Raw genomic sequence first — 18038 nt, forward strand, 5'->3', positions numbered from 1 at the left:
AGGAGTTTTCCATGAGGCAAGTTCACTTTATAGGCATTGGCGGTATCGGGATGAGCGGCATCGCCAGAGTCCTCCTGGAAAAGGGATACAGGGTGACAGGCTCTGATATCAGGCCGTCATCGATGATGAGGAAGCTTGAAGATCTCGGTGCATCATGCTTTATAGGCCATTCAGGCCAGAATATAGGAAGCGCTGACGTGGTAGTCGTCTCTTCCGCCATTCCGGAGAAGAATCCGGAGCTTGTCGAAGCCAGGAGGAGGCAGATTAAAGTGGTGCAGCGCGCCGAGATGCTGGGCTTTCTGATGCAGAGTGTCTACGGAATCGCCGTTGCGGGAACTCACGGGAAAACCACGACCACTTCGATGATTGCCGCGGTCCTTGAGCAGAACGGGCTTGATCCCACGGTGGTCATCGGCGGAGAGCTGAATGACATCGGCTCAAACGCGAGGCTTGGCCACGATCCTTATCTTGTGGCCGAAGCCGACGAGAGCGATGCCTCCTTTCTGCACCTCAGCCCAAGGATGGCGGTCATCACCAGCATAGACTCCGACGTGAACCTCAATGTCATGCCGTACGTGGCCTGTAATTATGACTATGACCTCACGATGAAGAAAATTATAGAGAATTTCAAGGCCTTTATCGAAAGGCTCCCCGGGGACGGGAACGTGGTGCTCTGCATCGACAATGAAAACGTGAGAAACCTCTATCCTTCAGTGGGAAGAAGAAAGATATCATACGGGCTCTCCCCCGATGCCGATATCCGCGCCGAGGAAATCACCCTTGCGGAGTTCTGCTCCACCTCGAAGATAAGCTTCAAGGGGAAGCTTCTTGGGAATCTGCATCTCAGGGTGCCGGGACGCCACAATGTTCAGAACGCCCTTGCCGCCATAGCTATCGGCCTGGAGCTGGGCTTTTCCTTTGAGGGAATCCGGAAGGCACTGCACGCCTTTCCCGGGGTGCAGCGCCGTTTCCAGATACTGGGGGAAGCTTCCGGCGTACTTGTCGTCGATGACTATGCCCATAACCCCTCAAAGATCAAGGCGGCCCTCCATGCCGCGAGGACGGGGTGGGGAAAGCGTGTCATTGCCGTCTTTCAGCCTCATCGCTATTCTAGAACCCGCTTCCTTTTTGATGAGTTCTCCGGCGCTTTCAATGACGCCGATGTGCTCATTGTCACCGATATCTATTCTGCCGGTGAGCAGCCTATAGTGGGAATGAGGGGGGAAACCCTTGCGGAGTATATCGCGCAGAGAGCCCCTCATGTGGAGGTCCTTTCCATACCGAAGAATGATGAGGTGATTGCTTATCTTGCGCAGTTCGCCGCACCGGGCGATCTTGTCATCACTCTTGGGGCAGGAGACATATGCCGTGTTGCGGAGAAGCTCTGCGAGAGGCTCAATATGAGGCATATTCAGTATGCTGCCACGGGGTAAGAATCGGCGACATGCCTTGCCTTCGTCCTGTGTTGAAGCCCTATTAAAGTTTACTCTATAAAGAGACGCCCATGGTTGATATAAGAAAAACACCTCCCGGCTCCATGAGGGGAGGCCCCCAGGAGAAGCCCAGGAAGCGGGGCAGGACAGGACAGACAGCCCGCAAGGTTTTTCTTGTGCTCATTTTCCTTGCCGCTCAGCTCCTTTTCCTCTCCTCTGATTTCTTCAAGCTCAAATCCATTGAGGTGGCCGGTATTGAGCGGATATCGGGCGAGGATATCCTGAAGGAGACCCAGTTCCCATGGGGCTCGCAGATTCTCATTTTTGATGAGAGGCCCTACCATGACAGGATGGCCAGGATTCTCTGGGTGAAGAGCGTGAAAATAGCCAAGGTGCTTCCCGGCGGCGTGAAAATTGAAGTGAAGGAGCGCACCCCGGTGGCTGCATCGGCTTTCACCGATGAGCCTGAAAAGTGGTATGCCATTGATGATGACGGCGTGGTCCTCTGTGTCCTTGAGGGGGACAGAAAAAAAGACTTTCCCAGGATGCTGATAAACGAGAAACTGGTGGTGGGGGGAAGGATTGACAGCGGCAAAGTCGATACGATCCTGAAATTCTACACATGGCTTACTCCCGAGATGAACCGGCAGCTTATCGATCTTACCATCGAGGAGAACTCCCAGATATCTTTTCGCTACCCTCTCGGAAAAGACGTCATAGAGGGGAAGCTGGACACACTCGACAATGTCAAGGATAAGCTGGACCTTTTTTCCAAGATTCTCGCGCAGATGGAAGGAAAGGCTGAGCAGCTTGAATATATCGACCTCCGTTACAAGGAGCCGGTAGTCAAGCTCAGGCGCCCCGCTTCCCCTCCCGATGAGAAAAAAGAAGGAGAATAGGCACAGAGAAAGAACAGTGAGCAACCAATACTGGTATACGGTGCTCACTGTGGCATAATAACCTATGGAGAAAGAATCTCAGAGCGCGAGAGAGAAAAAAATACGGTCAAGGGAGCAGTGGGAGATCCCCGTTGCTTTTGCCTGCGTGGTCCTGGGAATCATGATGGCCCTCCTCTTCAGGTTACAGAAAAAGGAGGGGTTCCCCCTTTACAACCAGAGGACCGATCTCATCAAGATGGTGAATGAGCTTGAACGCCAGCGCAACAAGCTGGAGAGCGATCTCACCGACAAGAAGAAAAGGCTTGAAGAGTTTGAGTCTGCCGCAGGGAAAGAGGAAGATGTCCTCAAGGCAATGAAGAATCAGCTGGAGACAGCCCGCATGGAAGCAGGTTTTCTGCCGGTCAAGGGGCCCGGGATAGTGGTGGAGCTCAATGACTCCCCCAAGAGTCCCTCCCCGAAGGATGATCCCTTCTATTTCATCATTCACGATGTGGATCTTGACACTCTTGTCAATGAGCTGTGGGCCTCGGGTGCCGAGGCCGTCTCGATAAACGATCAAAGGATCGTGACCACGACGGCAATCCGCTGCGTCGGCCCCACGGTGCTTATCAACTCTGTCCGCATCGCGGCGCCTTACAAGGTGGCTGCCATAGGCCCTTCCAAGGACATGGAGGGGGCGCTGAGGACTCCGGGAGGCTTTATGGATTATATGGCCCCCGCCATGCAGCATGGGGTCACCCTGAGGATAAACAGGTACGAGACCGTCGATGTGCCGGAGTTCAAGGGGAGCCTTATGCTCCGTTATGCAAAAGTAAAGTCAGAGGTGGAATAAGCAATGTGGATATTGATGGGCCTTTTTGTGGGCGTAGTGATCGGCACGATTCTGCCTCCCAATTTTTCCCCGCCTTATGCTTATTCCAAGTATATCTCCGTCTCTCTCATCGCGGGAATTGACTCTGTGCTGGGCGCCGTGAGGGCGGGCATAGAAGAGAAGTTCCACCTGAACATCTTTGTGTCGGGATTTCTCACCAATGCCCTTCTGGCCGCTTTTCTCACATGGATCGGCGACCGCGTGGGCATTGATCTCTATCTCGCCGCCGTGATAACTTTCGGCGTAAGGGTATTCAACAATCTCGGCTATATCCGCAGGGACATACTCGCAGGCGGCAAGAGAGAAACAGCCTAGAGCGCCGCCCCGGATGCCGGTAATAACCGGTGCCCGGGAACAGGAAATTTCATGAGCGATGGAGAAATTCTCTAGCTTCAGGAGGAATGGAGAGTGGCAAAGCACGACATAGTAGTTGGTCTTGATATTGGTACGAGCAATGTCCGCTGCGTGATCGGTGAAGTGGCTCCTGATCAGTCCATTGAAATCCTCGGGAAGGGAGCCTGTCCCTCGAAGGGACTCAAAAAAGGCGCCGTGGTTGACATAGACGAGGCGGCGAAGTCAATTGAGACGGCGGTCTCAGAGGCCGAGAAGATGGCCGGTTTTCACATCAACTGCGTCTATGTCGGGGTCACGGGCGAATACATCTCCTCGATGGGAAGCCACGGCGTGGTCACCATCGGGAGCTCTGACAAGGAGATCAATGAAGGGGATATCCGCCGTGTCATAGAGGCGGCGAGGCTTGTGGGCGTACCCAATGACAGAGAGATCATCCACGTGATTCCCCGGAGCTTTATGATCGACGGCACAGACGGCGTGAAAAACCCCGTGGGAATGTCAGGGATGCGCCTTGAGGTTGATGCCCATATCATCATGGGGATGATGACCTTTCTGGAGAATATCAACAAGAGCGTTCAGAGAGCAGGGCTTGAGATAGAAGAGAACGGGATCGTTTTGGGGTCGATACCTACGGGCCTCTCGGTGCTCTCCGAGGAAGAAAAAGAACTGGGCATTGTCCTGGTGGATATCGGAGGGGGCACCACCGATGTGGCGATTTTCAAGCACAACAGCCTGGTGCACACCGCAATCCTTCCCATCGGCGGCTCGAATATCACCTACGATATCGTGATCGTGCTCAGAATTCCCCAGCAGGAGGCCGAGCGCATCAAGGTGAGCAAGGGATGTGCAAGCATGGAGCTTGTGAAGGAGGACGAGCAGATCGAGGTAATCTCCCTCAGCTCTGTCGATCCGCCAAGCGTGTCCCGCATGGAGCTCGCCGAAGTCATCGAGGGCCGCCTCATGGATATCTTTGAATGGCTCAGGAAGGAAATAAGAAAGGTGACCAAGTCCGGTATCCACCTCGCCGGTGTGACCCTCACGGGAGGATGTGCTGCCATAGAAGGGATTGCCGGTGTTGCGCAGAACGCGCTCCAGCTTCCCGTGCGCATCGGCAGGCCGATGGCGGTTTCGGCGATGATGCCGGAGGTGATGAAGGACCCTGCCTACGCAATGGCAATGGGTCTTGTGCTTTACGGCTCCAGGAAGAAGAGCAGGAGCATTGAGCGTGTCTCACAGTCCAAGGTGGGTGACATCTTCCAGAAAGTACTGCAATGGCTTCATGAAGTGTTTTAAAAAATCATAGTGCAACGAGGGGAGGTTCTGTCTTGAATGGAGGAAAGGGTCAGGATATGAAAACAGCATCGGCGGGGCTTGACAAGCTCGCGCAGTCACTAGGGAAAGGAACTACACAGGCAAAGGAGAAAGTGGACAAGAAAACCACTCTTGAACAGTTTGCCGGGATAAAGGTTGTCGGTGTCGGCGGCGCGGGGTGCAATGCCGTGAACCGCATGATTCAGGTGGGGCTCAAGGGCGTGGAGTTTATTGCAATAAACACCGATGCCCAGGCCCTTTTTCTCTGCGAGGCCGATCAGCGCATCCACATCGGCAGCAACGTCACCAAAGGACTTGGCGCCGGAGCGAATCCCGAGATCGGGAGAAAGGCCATTGAAGAGAACCGGAGCGAGGTCCTTGCGAGCCTCGAGGGAGCCGATATGGTCTTTATCACGACGGGCATGGGAGGCGGCACGGGAACGGGCGCCTCACCGGTGGTGGCAGAGCTCGCCCGTGAGGTGGGCGCACTTTCGGTGGCAGTGGTTACCAAGCCCTTCACTTTCGAAGGCAGGATGCGTATGCAGAGCGCCGAGAGAGGGATCCAGGAGCTCACCGAGAAAGTGGACACCCTCATCACGATACCCAATGACAGGCTTCTCCACGTGGTGGACAAGAAGACATCGCTGGTGGAAGCTTTCAGAGTCGCCGATGACGTGCTCCGCCACGGCGTCCAGGGGATTTCGGACATAATCACCATTCCCGGCCTCATCAATGTCGATTTCGCCGACATACAGAGCATCATGGTGAACTCCGGCTCAGCCCTCATGGGCATCGGAATAGGATCGGGCGACCACAGGGCCCAGGAGGCTGCAAAAGCCGCCATTTCAAGCCCTCTTCTGGAGACCACGATTGACGGCGCCAAGGGAGTGCTCTTCAATATCACCGGCGGTCCTAATCTTTCACTTGTTGAAGTGAATGAGGCGGCAGAGATCATTGCCAATGCCGTAGATCCCGAGTCGCGGATCATATTCGGCGCGGTGATTGACGAGAAGTTCCAGGATGAGATCAAGATAACGGTTCTTGCCACAGGCTTCGCCATGGGCAGGGAAGAAAGAAAGCCCGAAGCAGGCCAGGAGATAAGGGGAGAGCGGGCAGAGTTCAAGCCTCAGATGGGATCTGCTGACGAGCTTGAGATTCCCGCGATCCTGAGGAGGCGCAGAACATAAAGGCCAGTGACCCGGTGAATTGGATTTCTCTAGATGTGTACTGGCGCACCTTATAAACTATCCAAGGTGATAAGGATGCCGTCGGAAATGCTCATGAGTATAAGAGCTCTAGTGGAGGATAAAGATGAAATGTCCTTATTGTGCCTTCCTCGAGAGCAAGGTCCTGGATTCCAGAGTCACTGACGACAATACGACGGTAAGAAGGCGGAGGCAGTGTCTCTCATGCAGTTCAAGGTTTACCACCTATGAACGCATTGAGGACCCCGCCTTTTTTGTCATCAAGAAGGATGAGCGCAGGGAGCGCTTTGACCGGTCCAAGATATTCAACGGCATCCTGAAAGCCTGTGAGAAGCGTCCCATAGGCATGGAGGAGATAGAGAGGATTGTATCGCAGATAGAGAGGGAGATAAAGAACTCCCAGGAGAGGGAGGTCTCGACGGAAGTCATAGGTCACCAGATCATGGAGTATCTGAAGGATTTCGATCACGTGGCTTACGTGAGGTTCGCGTCAGTCTACAAGGAATTTGATGATATCACGGGGTTCCTGGAACTTGTGGGGACCCTGACTGCCAAGAAGGCTCCCGAGAGCCCGAGAGAGAGCGAACAGGCGGCTACCCGGTCCTGATGCCGATGAAACACTATTTCGCAGACTTTCATGTCCACATAGGGAGCACCTCGGAAGGCAGGCCCGTCAAGGTGACGGCCTCCCGGAAGCTCACCTTTTCCGCTCTCATTGAGGAGTGTTACCGCCGCAAGGGCATCGACATGGTGGGAGTGGTTGACTGCGCCTCGCCGGGCGTGCTCTCCGACATCGATGGCCTCATAGGAAAGGGAGTCGTCTGCGAGCTCCCTGAAGGCGGCCTTATTCACCGAGATCGGGTGACGGTCATCCTGGGGGCGGAAGTGGAGTGTGTTGAGGATGGCGGCGGCGTCTCCCATCATATCGCCTATTTCCCTTACCTGCGGCAGATGAAGGAATTCAGCGCTCTGATGAGGCGCCATATCAAAAACATTGAGCTCTCCTCCCAGAGCTGCGGTATTCCTGCACGGGAGCTCAATGCAGTGATAAAAGCCACGGGAGGTATCCACGTGCCGGCCCATGCCTTTACTCCTCATAAGAGCGTCTATGGCAGGGCATGCCGCAGGCTCTCAGAGCTCTTCCCTGAGGAAGGTCATGAGAGCGTGGCTGCCATCGAGCTTGGCCTCTCTGCCGACTCCAGTATCGCAGACATGCTTGAAGAGCTTGCTGAGGTATGCTTTCTCTCCAACTCTGATGCTCATTCGGCGGGCAGAATAGGGAGAGAATACAACATTCTGGCCATTGAGGCGCCTACCTTCCAGGAAATGGTGCTTGCCTTCCGCCGCGTCCAGGGGAGGTCCCTTGTGGCAAATTTTGGCCTGGATCCCCGCCTGGGGAGATACCACCGCAGCTACTGCACCTCATGCCGGCAGGTGGCCACCGGTCCTCCTCCTATACTCTCCTGCCCCCTCTGCGGCGCCAGGGGTGGCTCCTTCGCGAAAGGGGTGCTTGACAGGGCCCGGGAGATCGGCGATTTCCAGGAACCACGCCATCCAGACCATCGCCCCCCCTATCACCACCAGATCCCCCTGGAGCTTGTCCCCGGCCTTAAAAGCGCTCTGATGGCCCGGCTCATAGAGCATTTCGGGAGCGAGATGGCGGTGCTCCATACGGCGGAGAAGCGCGAACTCGTGAGGGTGGTGGGGCTCTCCCTTGCAGCCGATATAGTGAGAGCCCGCGAAGGCTCTCAAGAGCTTGTCTCCGGAGGCGGAGGCCACTATGGAAAAGTAAGGGGGGCAAAGAGCCATTCCCTGCAGCTCACTTTTTCATTTGATACCTGAGGCTTGAAGGAAAAAACCTCTCACGGGTGGCTGAAGAGCCGTGGTGAGGGGGGAGCGAGAAGACACAAAGGAGGACGCCTTGAAACTGAGAAGAGCCGTAATCGTTGTTGCCGACAGCATGGGATGCGGTGCCATGCCGGATGCCGACCGCTATGGCGATGAAGGGTGCGACACCCTCGGGAACCTGGCCCGCGCCGTGGGGGGTCTCACGGTGCCGAATCTTCAGAGGATGGGGCTGGGAAATATCCACCCGATTGAGGGAATTCCCCCTTCTGATGCCCCCGAGGCATTTTACGCCGAGCTCCCTATGCTTTCCAACGGCAAGGATACCACGACGGGGCACTGGGAGATCTGCGGCATCATCACGGAAAAAGCCTTTCCCACTTACCCCGACGGATTCCCGCCCGAGATCGTCAAGGCTTTTGAAAAGGGAACGGGCCGGGGGACCCTGGGAAATTACGCTGCTTCGGGAACGGAGATAATCGCCTCCCTGGGAGAGGAGCATATGAAAACAGGGAAGCTCATTATTTATACTTCTGCCGACAGCGTGTTCCAGGTGGCCGCCCACGAGGAAGTGGTCCCTCCCGATGAGCTATACCGCTACTGTGAAATCGCCCGGCGGATCCTCACGGGCGACCACCCTGTGAGCCGCGTGATAGCCCGTCCCTTCATGGGATCACCGGGGGCCTTTAAAAGGACCGAAAGAAGGAAGGATTTTGCGCTGAAGCCCCCAGGGCAGACCCTGCTTGACCTGCTGAAGGACCAGTCAATGCAGGTATTCGGCGTGGGAAAGATTGAGGATATTTTCTCTCACCAGGGCCTTACCGATTCGCTTCATACCGGCAACAATCACGACGGCCTTGTCACCGTCGAGAAGATCCTCAGGGAGAGGCCTGGACAGGGCATCATATTTGCAAACCTGGTGGACTTTGACATGCTTTACGGCCACAGGAGGAATGCGCTGGGATATGCCCAGGCCATCAGGGATATGGATGCCTTTCTTCCCAGGATCGTTGAGGCGATGGACGATGATGACGCCCTCATAATCACTGCCGATCACGGCTGTGATCCCACCTTTAAGGGATCCGATCACACGAGGGAGCATGTGCCCCTTCTCTGGTATTCAAAGAAGCTCTCGCCCGGAAAGCACCTGGGCACCAGGAATTCTTTTGCCGATATCTCCGCCACCATTCTGGAGCTTTTCGGGATTCCGTCGGATCTTGCGGGAGTGAGCTTTGCCAGTCTCCTGGGCCGATAAGGAATTTCCCGGGGCCCTATTTTCGAGATTGACAGAAAGGAACAGAATTATGGAGAACCTTAGGAAGAGAGTGAATGAAAGCCTTGCATTTATCAAGTCCCGGACCGGGTTTTCCCCTCAATTCGGCATGATTCTCGGCTCGGGGCTTGGCGAGCTGGCCGATGAAGTGGAGGCCGTGGCCAAGATTCCCTACGCGGAGATCCCCCACTTCCCCGTCTCAACGGTGGCTGGCCATGAAGGGATCCTGATCCTTGGCACGCTTGAGGGAAGGCCTGTAGTGGTCCAAAAGGGGAGAACCCACTTCTACGAGGGGTACCCCATGGAAAAGGTGACCTTTTCAGTACGTCTCATGAAGGCCCTCGGCGTCCATACCCTTGTGGTCACCAATGCCGCGGGGGGGATAAACCCTCAGTTCCGCGCCGGGGAGCTCATGCTCATTGCCGATCATATCAATCTCACCGGCACTAGCCCCCTTGTGGGACCAAACGATCCGGAGCTCGGGCCCCGGTTTCCCGATCTCTCGCGCGCCTATACGCCTGAGCTGAGGGAGCTGGCGAAAGAGGTGGCATCCAAAATAGGGATCCAGCTCCGTGAAGGAATCTTTGTGGGCCTTCACGGGCCCAATTACGAGACTCCTGCCGAGCTTCGGTTCATGCGTCAGATAGGGGGAGATGCCGTGGGAATGTCCACTGTGCCCGAGGTGATAGTGGCGGCCCATTCCTCCCTCAACGTGCTTGGCATCTCCTGCATCACCAATGTGTTTATCCCCGGCAAGGGAGCCGATCATGAAGAGGTGCTCCAGGCCGCCGAGATGGTGAAGCCTGTTTTCAAGAGCCTCATCAGGTCAGTCCTCAAGGAAATCAAGGAGGTTGCCCGCAATGAAGCCTTATGACATAATCAAGAAAAAAAAGGAAGGCGGCTGCCTTTCCTGCAGCGAGATAGAGTCCATGATCCAGGGGTTCTCAAAGGGCGACATTCCTGATTACCTGATGAGCGCCTTTCTCATGGCAGTGTGTCTCAAGGGCATGGATGATGCCGAGACCAAGGATCTTACCCAGGCAATGACCGATTCGGGCCACAAGGTCAATCTCGCCTCGATCCCCGGGAGGAAGGTGGACAAGCACAGCACGGGCGGCGTGGGCGACACGACGACCCTCCTGATAGGCCCCATAATTTCGGCGGCAGGCATCCCCTTTGCGAAGATGTCGGGGCGGGGCCTGGCCCATACGGGCGGCACTCTTGACAAGCTGGAATCCATACCGGGCTTTCGAACGGGCCTCACCGAGGAGGAGTTTATCAGTCAGGTCAAGGAGATTGGCATAGCCCTCATAAGCCCCACGGGGGATCTCGCTCCTGCCGACAAGAAAATGTATGCCCTCCGCGATGTGACTGCCACCGTGGACAGCATCCCCCTTATCGCCGGGAGCATCATGAGCAAGAAGCTTGCCGCCGGCGCCGACGTCATCCTTCTGGATGTGAAGGTGGGAAGCGGCGCCTTTATGACGACCCTTGACGATGCCAGGGCCCTTGCGCGGGCTCTGGTGAACATTGGGACGCTCGCGGGAAAGCATACCAGGGCCGTCATTACCGACATGAACCAGCCGCTTAACTCCCATATCGGCAATGCCCTTGAGGTAAAGGAAGTCATAGAGATCCTGAAGGGGGGGCGCAGGGATTCGCCCCTCCGCGAGGTGGCCCTTGAGCTTTCTGCCCACCTGCTCCAGATGGCAGGCGTGGACAGCACTCTTGAAGAAGCGAGGAGCCACGCGGCCGATCTGCTGCAACGGGGTGCCGCCCTGGAAAAAATGAGACAGGTGATAAAAGCCCAGGGAGGAAAGGATGCCGTACTTGACGATACATCTCTGCTTCCCCGGGCCAGGGTGATACGTGATATCCCTGCTCAGAAGGAAGGTTACCTGGGTGCCATTGAGGTGATGAAAATGGGGATCATTGCCCGCGATCTCGGTGCGGGAAGGGTCAGGAAAGAGGATTCAATCGATCCCTCCGTGGGGCTTGTCATCCACAGGCGCATTGGCGACAAAATTACCAGCGGTGAAAGTATCGTGACAGTCCACGGAGCCTCGGAGAAGAGCATAGAGGAGGTGAGGGAATCCCTTCTGGAATGCTTTATCGTTCTAGATCAGCCAGTGGAGGCGCCGCCCCTTATTCTTGCTACCATTGGGTCATAGGCTTCCTTGTAAGTGAAGGTTTTTTTCTGCTATAATTAAGGGAAAGGGGGGGCTTAAGGCGTGGCGGCGAAAAGGGGCTTCAGCATCATTGAGCTTATGGTGGCAGTCTTTATTCTCTCCACGTGCCTTCTCCTGATCATCGGCATATTCACCTTCCTCTTTAACTCGGTCCAGAAGGGCGTTGACCTCACGACAGGCATGGCTATCGGCGAGATGGCCCTCAACAAGTATTTATGGAATAACTATGGGAATGTCTCATCGGCTGGAGAGGTGAACCAGACAGAAACAATAAACAAGATGCCGTTCTACTACAATATCCGTTCCGAGCCCGTAGATGCCGACAGCAGGCTGCTCCGCGTTTCATGCAGGATATACTGGTGGGAGAAGGGAGCGCGGAGCAACACCGGTGCAGGCGAATTTTACGCACAGGGCTATGGTATGTTTGCCGCTGATATCGTGCGGTACGTTTATGAGGACTAGAAGAGTCGTTGAAAAAGGACAGGCGGCGTGTGCACTAGGCCATCAGAGAGAACAAAAAGGATCCAGGCAGCAAGGATTGAGGCAGGGACGACGCTATTGGAGCTCGTAATAGCGACAGCCATCTTCGGCTTTCTCACCCTGATCCTGCTGTCTATCATCAACTTCGGCACCAGGAGCTGGAGAAACGTGGAGTCGCGGTATGCCGTGGAGACCGAGATAAGAAGGGCTGTCTTTGATATGAACAGGGAGATGAGAGCAACCAATATCAGCACGGCCACGGCCGGCACTTCCGACATCGGCGGGGGAGCCTATGTGCCGTGGATCTGCTTCGCCTCGGCAGCCAAAAACTCCGATGAGACAGCTGACATTGATGTGGATACTACCGCGGTCAGCCCACTATATTTCCGCTGGATACTCTACTATTGCCTTCGCTCGGGCGACCATACGGGAAGCGGCACCTGCAGCCCTGATGTGCCGTCATCATCGCAGTATTTCTGTCCTCATAAGCTCCTTATCAAGAAAGAGCTTTACTGGGAGGAAGACCTCCCCGATCACAAGGGCTATGAGCTCTCTTTTCTTACCTCGACAATCGTGAAGAATCATCTGACGCCCACCGACAGCCTCGCATCGGTCTCCACCCTCGAGGGGGCCTATGCCTCCTATGTGAAATCCAGTTATATCCTTGCAAGAAATGTGCTTGTATTCGCCACGAACTACTGTGATCCCTCAACAGCCAGGGGTGATTTGAGCCTTGGCGCCCCGGAGCTTCAGTTCACCCTCCGGTGCTTCAAGGTGCTTGAGTCAGGAATCTCTGTCAAGGACAATGCCCAGGATCTTTACGGGTTTCCTCCCACCTTGTCAGTCCAGATAAATTCCAAGGTCGTTCCCTATATCAACGAGAGCTCTGCGGGAAGCAACTAGCGCGCCCGCATGGCAAGGAGGCGGTTCGGATGAAGAAGAAATGGCAGGGAGTGGTGCTCATCACCACGATGCTCCTTCTCTCCTTTATCATCATGATCGCCACGCTTCTTGTGGTGACGGGGAGAAATTCCATGAAGCTCGGTGCCAGCTACCGCGACAGGGAAAATGCCTTCTTTGCGGCCGAGAGCGGCATCGCCTACGCGCAGAGGATGCTCCGGACCAACAAGAACTGGACCACCCAGGAAGTCTATGTCAATGATGCGGCAACCTATCCCTATGCTGACGGCGACAGCACCGGGAAGCTCGTGGTGACAAAAATCAGCACGGGCAGCTTCGCGGGGATCAAGGGGGTCATAGACGGGGGCAGCGAGTTCTATATCGCCTTCGGCCCCGGTAGCTCTGCTCCCTCGTCGCCTGTCCCCTATGATGCCTCCCAGGTGAGCGGCCCCTTTATCAGGTATTATTCCACCAACCATTTCACCACAGGCCTCACGTCATCACACTATTCCTATGCCTATACGGGGGGGACATGGAGGCCGTTCCGGGAGGTCCCTGCCGGCTATACCCATGTGATAGTCGAGGGGCGGTGCGGCAGCGTGGCCCGCTACGTGGAGGTTTTCCTGCAGAAGGATTTCAGCTCCGTCATTGACAGCGCCTTTATCGTGGGGCAGGACCTGGATGTGGACCTCCAGGGAAGCCAGTACAAGTTCTGGGTCAATGACAAGTACGGCCAGGGTGTCAACGTGAGGAGCATGAACACCGTGAACGTCCATATCGGGAACAGCGCCGTCTCCGGCGGCAATTACATCTACCGCGTGGACGGCGGCTCCTCCATCACCTGCAACAACACCTACGTGAACAAGGGCCAGGTGACCGCCGGCCTCAACTATTACAACAGCGCCTTTTGGAATTACGGGGTGAAGGCGCAGAGCGTGAACAGCACCACGCAGGCCGAGCGGATGAACTCCATCAGGAGCGACATCAACTGGGACAAGTTTTCCAATTCCTACCTGAGCGGCAATTCCTGGAAATCCTCGGTGAACGATTTCCTCCTCGCCGGCTCCTACATGTATCTTGAGAGCAAGACCACGCCGGGCACCTATAATCTCGCCTATGTCCCCTACCAGCCCCCGGTGAACGCCACGACCAACGAACTGGAATATTCCCAGCTCTTTGAAAAGCTCAACAACAACTCTCTCACGCCTGTTTATTATGACAGCGCGAACTGGCAGTATAACGGGGTGAATATCTATAACGGTGATTCCAAGCACCTTATTGTTTACAACGACAGCAAGGGAGGAGAGTATGAGTCCTCCAAGATGAGCAAGATAGATTACCTGGTCAAGATCAACGACGCCCCTGTAGGAGTAGCTTCTACGCAGATCGACGGTGCCGACGCCTATGGATTTTATACCCTGGCGGCGAATTACTCGTCAGCGGCCGGCGGCTACACCTTTTCAGACACCACTCGCCCCAAGGTGGGCCTTGTTGATGATACCAAAACCGAGGATGTTTCGCCCAGCCTCATCACCATCGGAGACAGCTCCGTGAAGGGGAGCATCGTGGTGGAGGGGGAGATTTCAGGGTCGGGGAGCATTCTCTCGAGCGGGAACCTCGTGTTCCAGGGAGAGAGCCAGCTTCAGCCCGGATCGGCGAGCGGCCTTGCCATGTACAGCAAGTCCGACATCCGCATCAAGGAGATATCGGGCGGCGACGTGGAAGCCGATGCCATCAACAGTGCCATCAAGACCTCATGGGCGGCCTATTCGAAATACTGCAACCAGCAGTATAACATAGGCATCGGGAATACCAAGGACACGCTGGCCACCATCACCAAGTGGCTCTCTGACACCAAGATGAACTCCGATCCCAACTTCTTCACTTCCGGCGGCAATTACAGCTTTACGCTGCCGAGCGGCAATTCTTATAACTGTAACGGCAAATCGGTCATTGACTACCTCAAGGCCTGTGAGTTCAGCGATACCGAGGCCAAGGAGCTCGTCAAGAGCTTCCTGCAGAAAAATTACTCTGATGCCTATACGGAGTCCACCTGGGGACTGTCAACACACTATTACAGGCTCACGCAGAGCGGCTTCCGCGACCTGAGCTTTTCTGACTGCGTCATCAAGGGGGTCATCGTGAGCGAGAGGGACCTCCGCGTCACTTCCGGCGGCGGCGCTCTTAAAGTGCAGGGCTTCCTGGTGACGTACGGGACCGATCCCATGTCCTCGAATCCACCGGGCTCCCAGGGGGGAAACCTCACGATTGCCGATTCCAAGGATGTCTCTTTCACCTATGACCCTGATTATCTGCAGACCCTTTTCCAGGGCCTCTCGGGGATAAACACCAAGAGGGCCTTCTGGAGCACGTGGACGCAGTAGGGAGCTCAGCGGTGGCATGAGATCGAGTGCAAAAGCACCTCGAGAGCTTCCGGGGCGCTGCCGGGGGCCCTTATCTCGGCAAGAAAGTAGAGACGGGCAGCGGGGCAGCGCCAGGTGAGGCTGAGCACCGGCTCTCCGGAAGAGTCCTCCAGCCGCCACGAGGCCTTGTGGCCTCCCATGGATATGGTGCCTTCTTTTTTGGTTTTTTTTCCCTTTTCCGGGAATGGTCCCGGGCCTGCAAAAACTTCAATGGTCTTTCCCTCTTTTTTCATCACCAGGACAGGCCTCAGCGTGGTGAGCTCAAAAAGGGGCTTTTCCTCTCTGCGGAACCTCTCGAGGGCGACAGACTGAAGGTATCCCTCGCGCTCAACGGTGATGCCGCTCTCCTTTTTTGCCGCGAGGGGCACTTCCTCCCAGGGCCCGCCCGTCACGATCATCGGGATAAAAAGCGGTTCCTTCCTCCCGGCAAGGAGCCCTGCCTGTATGGCTTTCTGAAAGCTCACATAGAGGGTGCGGGGCGCAAAAAATTCCACCTGGGGCCTGTCATCGGTATTGAGGGCCGTGCCCTCGCGGTAGCGTTTCATGGACTCCCCGTCAAGAATATAGGGAAAAAACAGGTCGCGGGGGCTTTTTATGCCGATCCTTGCAAGGTCTTCTGAAATCTCCCTGCTGTGGAGGCACTCTTTCATGCGGCAGTAATCAAAAGGCACCTCCTCATTGGATCCTATAAGGATGGTATCCCCTCCGAGATCCCAGAGGGACGACGAGGGAAAGACCGTGCTGAAAGTTGCCACGAGCATCCTGAAGAGCCGGGGCTCCATGTGATAGCCCTGGACCCACTGGCATGCTATTCCTCCCGGAGAGAGGCGTGAGCGCATCAGCTCGTAGCTCTCCCTGGTGAAGAGCGATGATGCCCCGGAAACCCAGGGATTCGAAGGCTCTGAAATGATGACGTCATAGTGTTCGTCTGTGGAAAGAAGGTGGTTTCTGCCGTCATTTACCACTATCCTGAGGCGCCTGTCATCAAGGGCGTGATGATGGAAGTCGGAGAAGCACCGGGCAGCCTCCACCACCTCTGAGGAGATCTCAAGGCAGTCGAGACGCTCCAGGGGATGGGTCAGGGCCGAGCCAAGGGTAATGCCGCTTCCCATGCCTATCAGGAGGGCCTTCCGGGGCTGGCGGTGAAGGAGGAGGGGCAGGTGCCCTATTGTAATCTGTGTTTTCAGGTCCGCTTCGAAGGTGGAGGCGTCAACCTTGCCGTTCACCTTCAGCACGAGGTCTTTTCCTTCTCTTATCACTGCCACGGTGGCGTCCCGTCCCTCACGGAAATAGGCGAACTTCAGTCCCGCCGCATACTGGCTGAGGGTGATCCTTCTCTCTCTCAGTTGAGCGGAAATCCGGTAAGGGGCATAATACACTCCCGTGGTGAACACTGCCCTGTCGATGCCGGAAAGAAAAAGCGTCCCCAGCGCCGCCGCAAGGGTGAGGGTGCCGATGAGGATCGCCTTCTGTTTTTCCCGGGTGTCAGGGCTTATGGCGATGAGGGCAAGCCCTGTGAGTATGTTGAGAGACAAGGTGAGTATGAGGGCGTTTTGAATGCCCCACAAAGGTATCATAAGAAAGCCTCCTGCAAAAGCTCCCGCGATTGCGCCCGCCGTGTTCACCGCGTACACCGTGCCGATTGAAGTGCCGAGTCTCTTCGGTTCCCTCCCATGAATGACTGCCGCGAGGGGAAAGGCGGCACCGGCGCAGAGCGTGGGAGGAAGCATCAAGAGGAGCGCTCCCAGAAATTTCAACGCCATATGGAGAGCCCATGCCGAGGGAGTGTGGTGATAGAGGGAGAGAAAAAAGGAGGGGAGGCTGTTGATAAGGGGAAAGCCCCCGAGGACCGCAAAGCCCACCGCCACTTCTAGAACGGCGAAGGCAAGAAAGGGTCTTCTCAGCCTTTTAATGCAGCGCGCCATGAGGGCGCTTCCCAGGGCAATGCCTGCAAGAAATGCGGTGAGCATGGTGCTCATGCCGTAGACAGTGTTCCCGAAAATCATTCCCAGAAGCCTGGTCCAGATATTCTCATAAATGAGGGAAGTAAAGCCTGCGATGGCAAACCCCGCCATGAAGGCGCCATGGGCAGGCCATGGCAGTTCATGGCGCTCCTCATCTCCCGGACAGTGCTCTTCCTGATGTTCTCCTGCCTCTTGTGCCGGGAATCTGAGGATGATGACTCCCAGAAATATGAGGAGGTTTGCCAGGGCGGCTGCGGTGAGCGTCATCTGGACGCCTCCGTACGGGATGGCGATAAAGCCTGCTGCAAAAGCTCCTGCCACGGCTCCCGCCGTATTGAGGGCGTAGAGGGTTCCCCCGGTGAAGCCGATATTTTCTCTCTTCTCAGTGAAAAAGCGGGTCACAAGAGGCAGGGTGGCCCCCATAAGCGATGAGGGGACAAGGAGCACCATAAAGCAGACAAGGATCCTCAGGGGAAGGAAACCATCTTGTGCCAGCGGAGGCAGGGCATGGAGGTAGAGGTTCTCGGCAGCCCCGAGGATTGCCGGCAGCAGGAGCATATAGATGCCCAGAATCCCCTCGATGCAGCCGTAGATGAAAAGAGGCCTGGAGCTTCTGTCGGCCGCCTTCCCCGCAAAGAAGCTCCCCAGGGCAAGGCCTGTCATAAAGACAGTGAGGACGGTGCTGACGGCATATACGGTGCTCCCTATAATGAGAAGAAGGAGGCGTGTCCAGACCACCTCGTACACGAGGCCCAGGGCTCCCGACAGGAAGAAGAAGAGCACGATGCCACGGCCGGCTCTCAGGCTCATTGGGGCGTCACCTCATTTATCCACTATAGCCTTTTTATGACGCTCCGTCAATGACCGGCCCCGAGGAGGGATTTTTGCCGC

15 protein-coding genes are annotated in these 18038 nt (G+C 55.9%); 14 read left to right on the plus strand and 1 reads right to left on the minus strand.

The window, feature by feature from the left end:
• The first annotated feature begins 11 nt into the window (after positions 1–11).
• The 14 genes from murC to RDV48_07925 all read left to right on the plus strand — a co-directional run bounded on the left by murC (position 12) and on the right by RDV48_07925 (position 15144).
• Complete coding sequence (gene murC, locus RDV48_07860) at positions 12–1433, plus strand: UDP-N-acetylmuramate--L-alanine ligase (GenBank protein ID MDQ7822691.1); 1422 nt, start codon at positions 12–14, stop codon at positions 1431–1433.
• A gap of 71 nt (positions 1434–1504) precedes the next feature.
• Positions 1505–2332 carry an FtsQ-type POTRA domain-containing protein gene (locus tag RDV48_07865; protein MDQ7822692.1) on the plus strand — a complete coding sequence of 276 codons (828 nt, stop codon included), beginning with the start codon at positions 1505–1507 and terminating at the stop codon, positions 2330–2332.
• A gap of 64 nt (positions 2333–2396) precedes the next feature.
• The gene (locus RDV48_07870; protein MDQ7822693.1) at positions 2397–3164 is read left to right on the plus strand and encodes a DUF881 domain-containing protein; all 768 of its coding nucleotides are present in this window, start codon (positions 2397–2399) and stop codon (positions 3162–3164) included.
• Between the two features lie 3 nt (positions 3165–3167).
• Positions 3168–3518: a small basic family protein gene (locus tag RDV48_07875; GenBank protein ID MDQ7822694.1), complete on the plus strand. Its 351-nt coding sequence runs from the start codon at positions 3168–3170 to the stop codon at positions 3516–3518.
• A 93-nt stretch (positions 3519–3611) separates the two neighbouring features.
• The gene (gene ftsA, locus RDV48_07880; protein MDQ7822695.1) at positions 3612–4850 is read left to right on the plus strand and encodes a cell division protein FtsA; all 1239 of its coding nucleotides are present in this window, start codon (positions 3612–3614) and stop codon (positions 4848–4850) included.
• A gap of 56 nt (positions 4851–4906) precedes the next feature.
• Positions 4907–6055, plus strand: a complete 1149-nt coding sequence (gene ftsZ, locus RDV48_07885; protein MDQ7822696.1) for a cell division protein FtsZ — start codon at positions 4907–4909, stop codon at positions 6053–6055.
• Positions 6056–6179: 124 nt separating this feature from the next.
• Positions 6180–6680, plus strand: coding sequence for a transcriptional regulator NrdR (gene nrdR / locus RDV48_07890; protein ID MDQ7822697.1), 501 nt, complete (start codon positions 6180–6182; stop codon positions 6678–6680).
• Positions 6680–7915, plus strand: a complete 1236-nt coding sequence (locus RDV48_07895) for an endonuclease Q family protein (protein ID MDQ7822698.1) — start codon at positions 6680–6682, stop codon at positions 7913–7915. Before nrdR ends, RDV48_07895 begins: the two co-directional genes overlap by 1 nt.
• 79 nt (positions 7916–7994) lie before the next feature.
• Complete coding sequence (locus RDV48_07900) at positions 7995–9173, plus strand: phosphopentomutase (GenBank protein ID MDQ7822699.1); 1179 nt, start codon at positions 7995–7997, stop codon at positions 9171–9173.
• A 49-nt stretch (positions 9174–9222) separates the two neighbouring features.
• Complete coding sequence (locus RDV48_07905) at positions 9223–10065, plus strand: purine-nucleoside phosphorylase (GenBank protein MDQ7822700.1); 843 nt, start codon at positions 9223–9225, stop codon at positions 10063–10065.
• On the plus strand, positions 10052–11362 hold the full coding sequence (locus RDV48_07910) for a thymidine phosphorylase (GenBank protein MDQ7822701.1): 1311 nt from the start codon (positions 10052–10054) through the stop codon (positions 11360–11362). Before RDV48_07905 ends, RDV48_07910 begins: the two co-directional genes overlap by 14 nt.
• 60 nt (positions 11363–11422) lie before the next feature.
• Positions 11423–11842: a prepilin-type N-terminal cleavage/methylation domain-containing protein gene (locus RDV48_07915; protein ID MDQ7822702.1), complete on the plus strand. Its 420-nt coding sequence runs from the start codon at positions 11423–11425 to the stop codon at positions 11840–11842.
• Between the two features lie 27 nt (positions 11843–11869).
• Entirely contained in the window at positions 11870–12763 is an 894-nt protein-coding gene (locus RDV48_07920) for a hypothetical protein (GenBank protein MDQ7822703.1), read from the plus strand.
• 29 nt (positions 12764–12792) lie between these two features.
• Positions 12793–15144 carry a pilus assembly PilX N-terminal domain-containing protein gene (locus RDV48_07925; GenBank protein ID MDQ7822704.1) on the plus strand — a complete coding sequence of 784 codons (2352 nt, stop codon included), beginning with the start codon at positions 12793–12795 and terminating at the stop codon, positions 15142–15144.
• Positions 15145–15149: 5 nt separating this feature from the next.
• Here RDV48_07925 and RDV48_07930 read toward each other — a convergent pair whose 3' ends face one another.
• Positions 15150–17957, minus strand: a complete 2808-nt coding sequence (locus tag RDV48_07930; GenBank protein ID MDQ7822705.1) for a fused MFS/spermidine synthase — start codon at positions 17955–17957, stop codon at positions 15150–15152.
• Positions 17958–18038 lie beyond the last annotated feature (81 nt).

This window comes from Candidatus Eremiobacterota bacterium, from assembly GCA_031082125.1.
In the GTDB taxonomy this organism is placed as follows: domain Bacteria; phylum Vulcanimicrobiota; class CADAWZ01; order CADAWZ01; family Ess09-12; genus Ess09-12.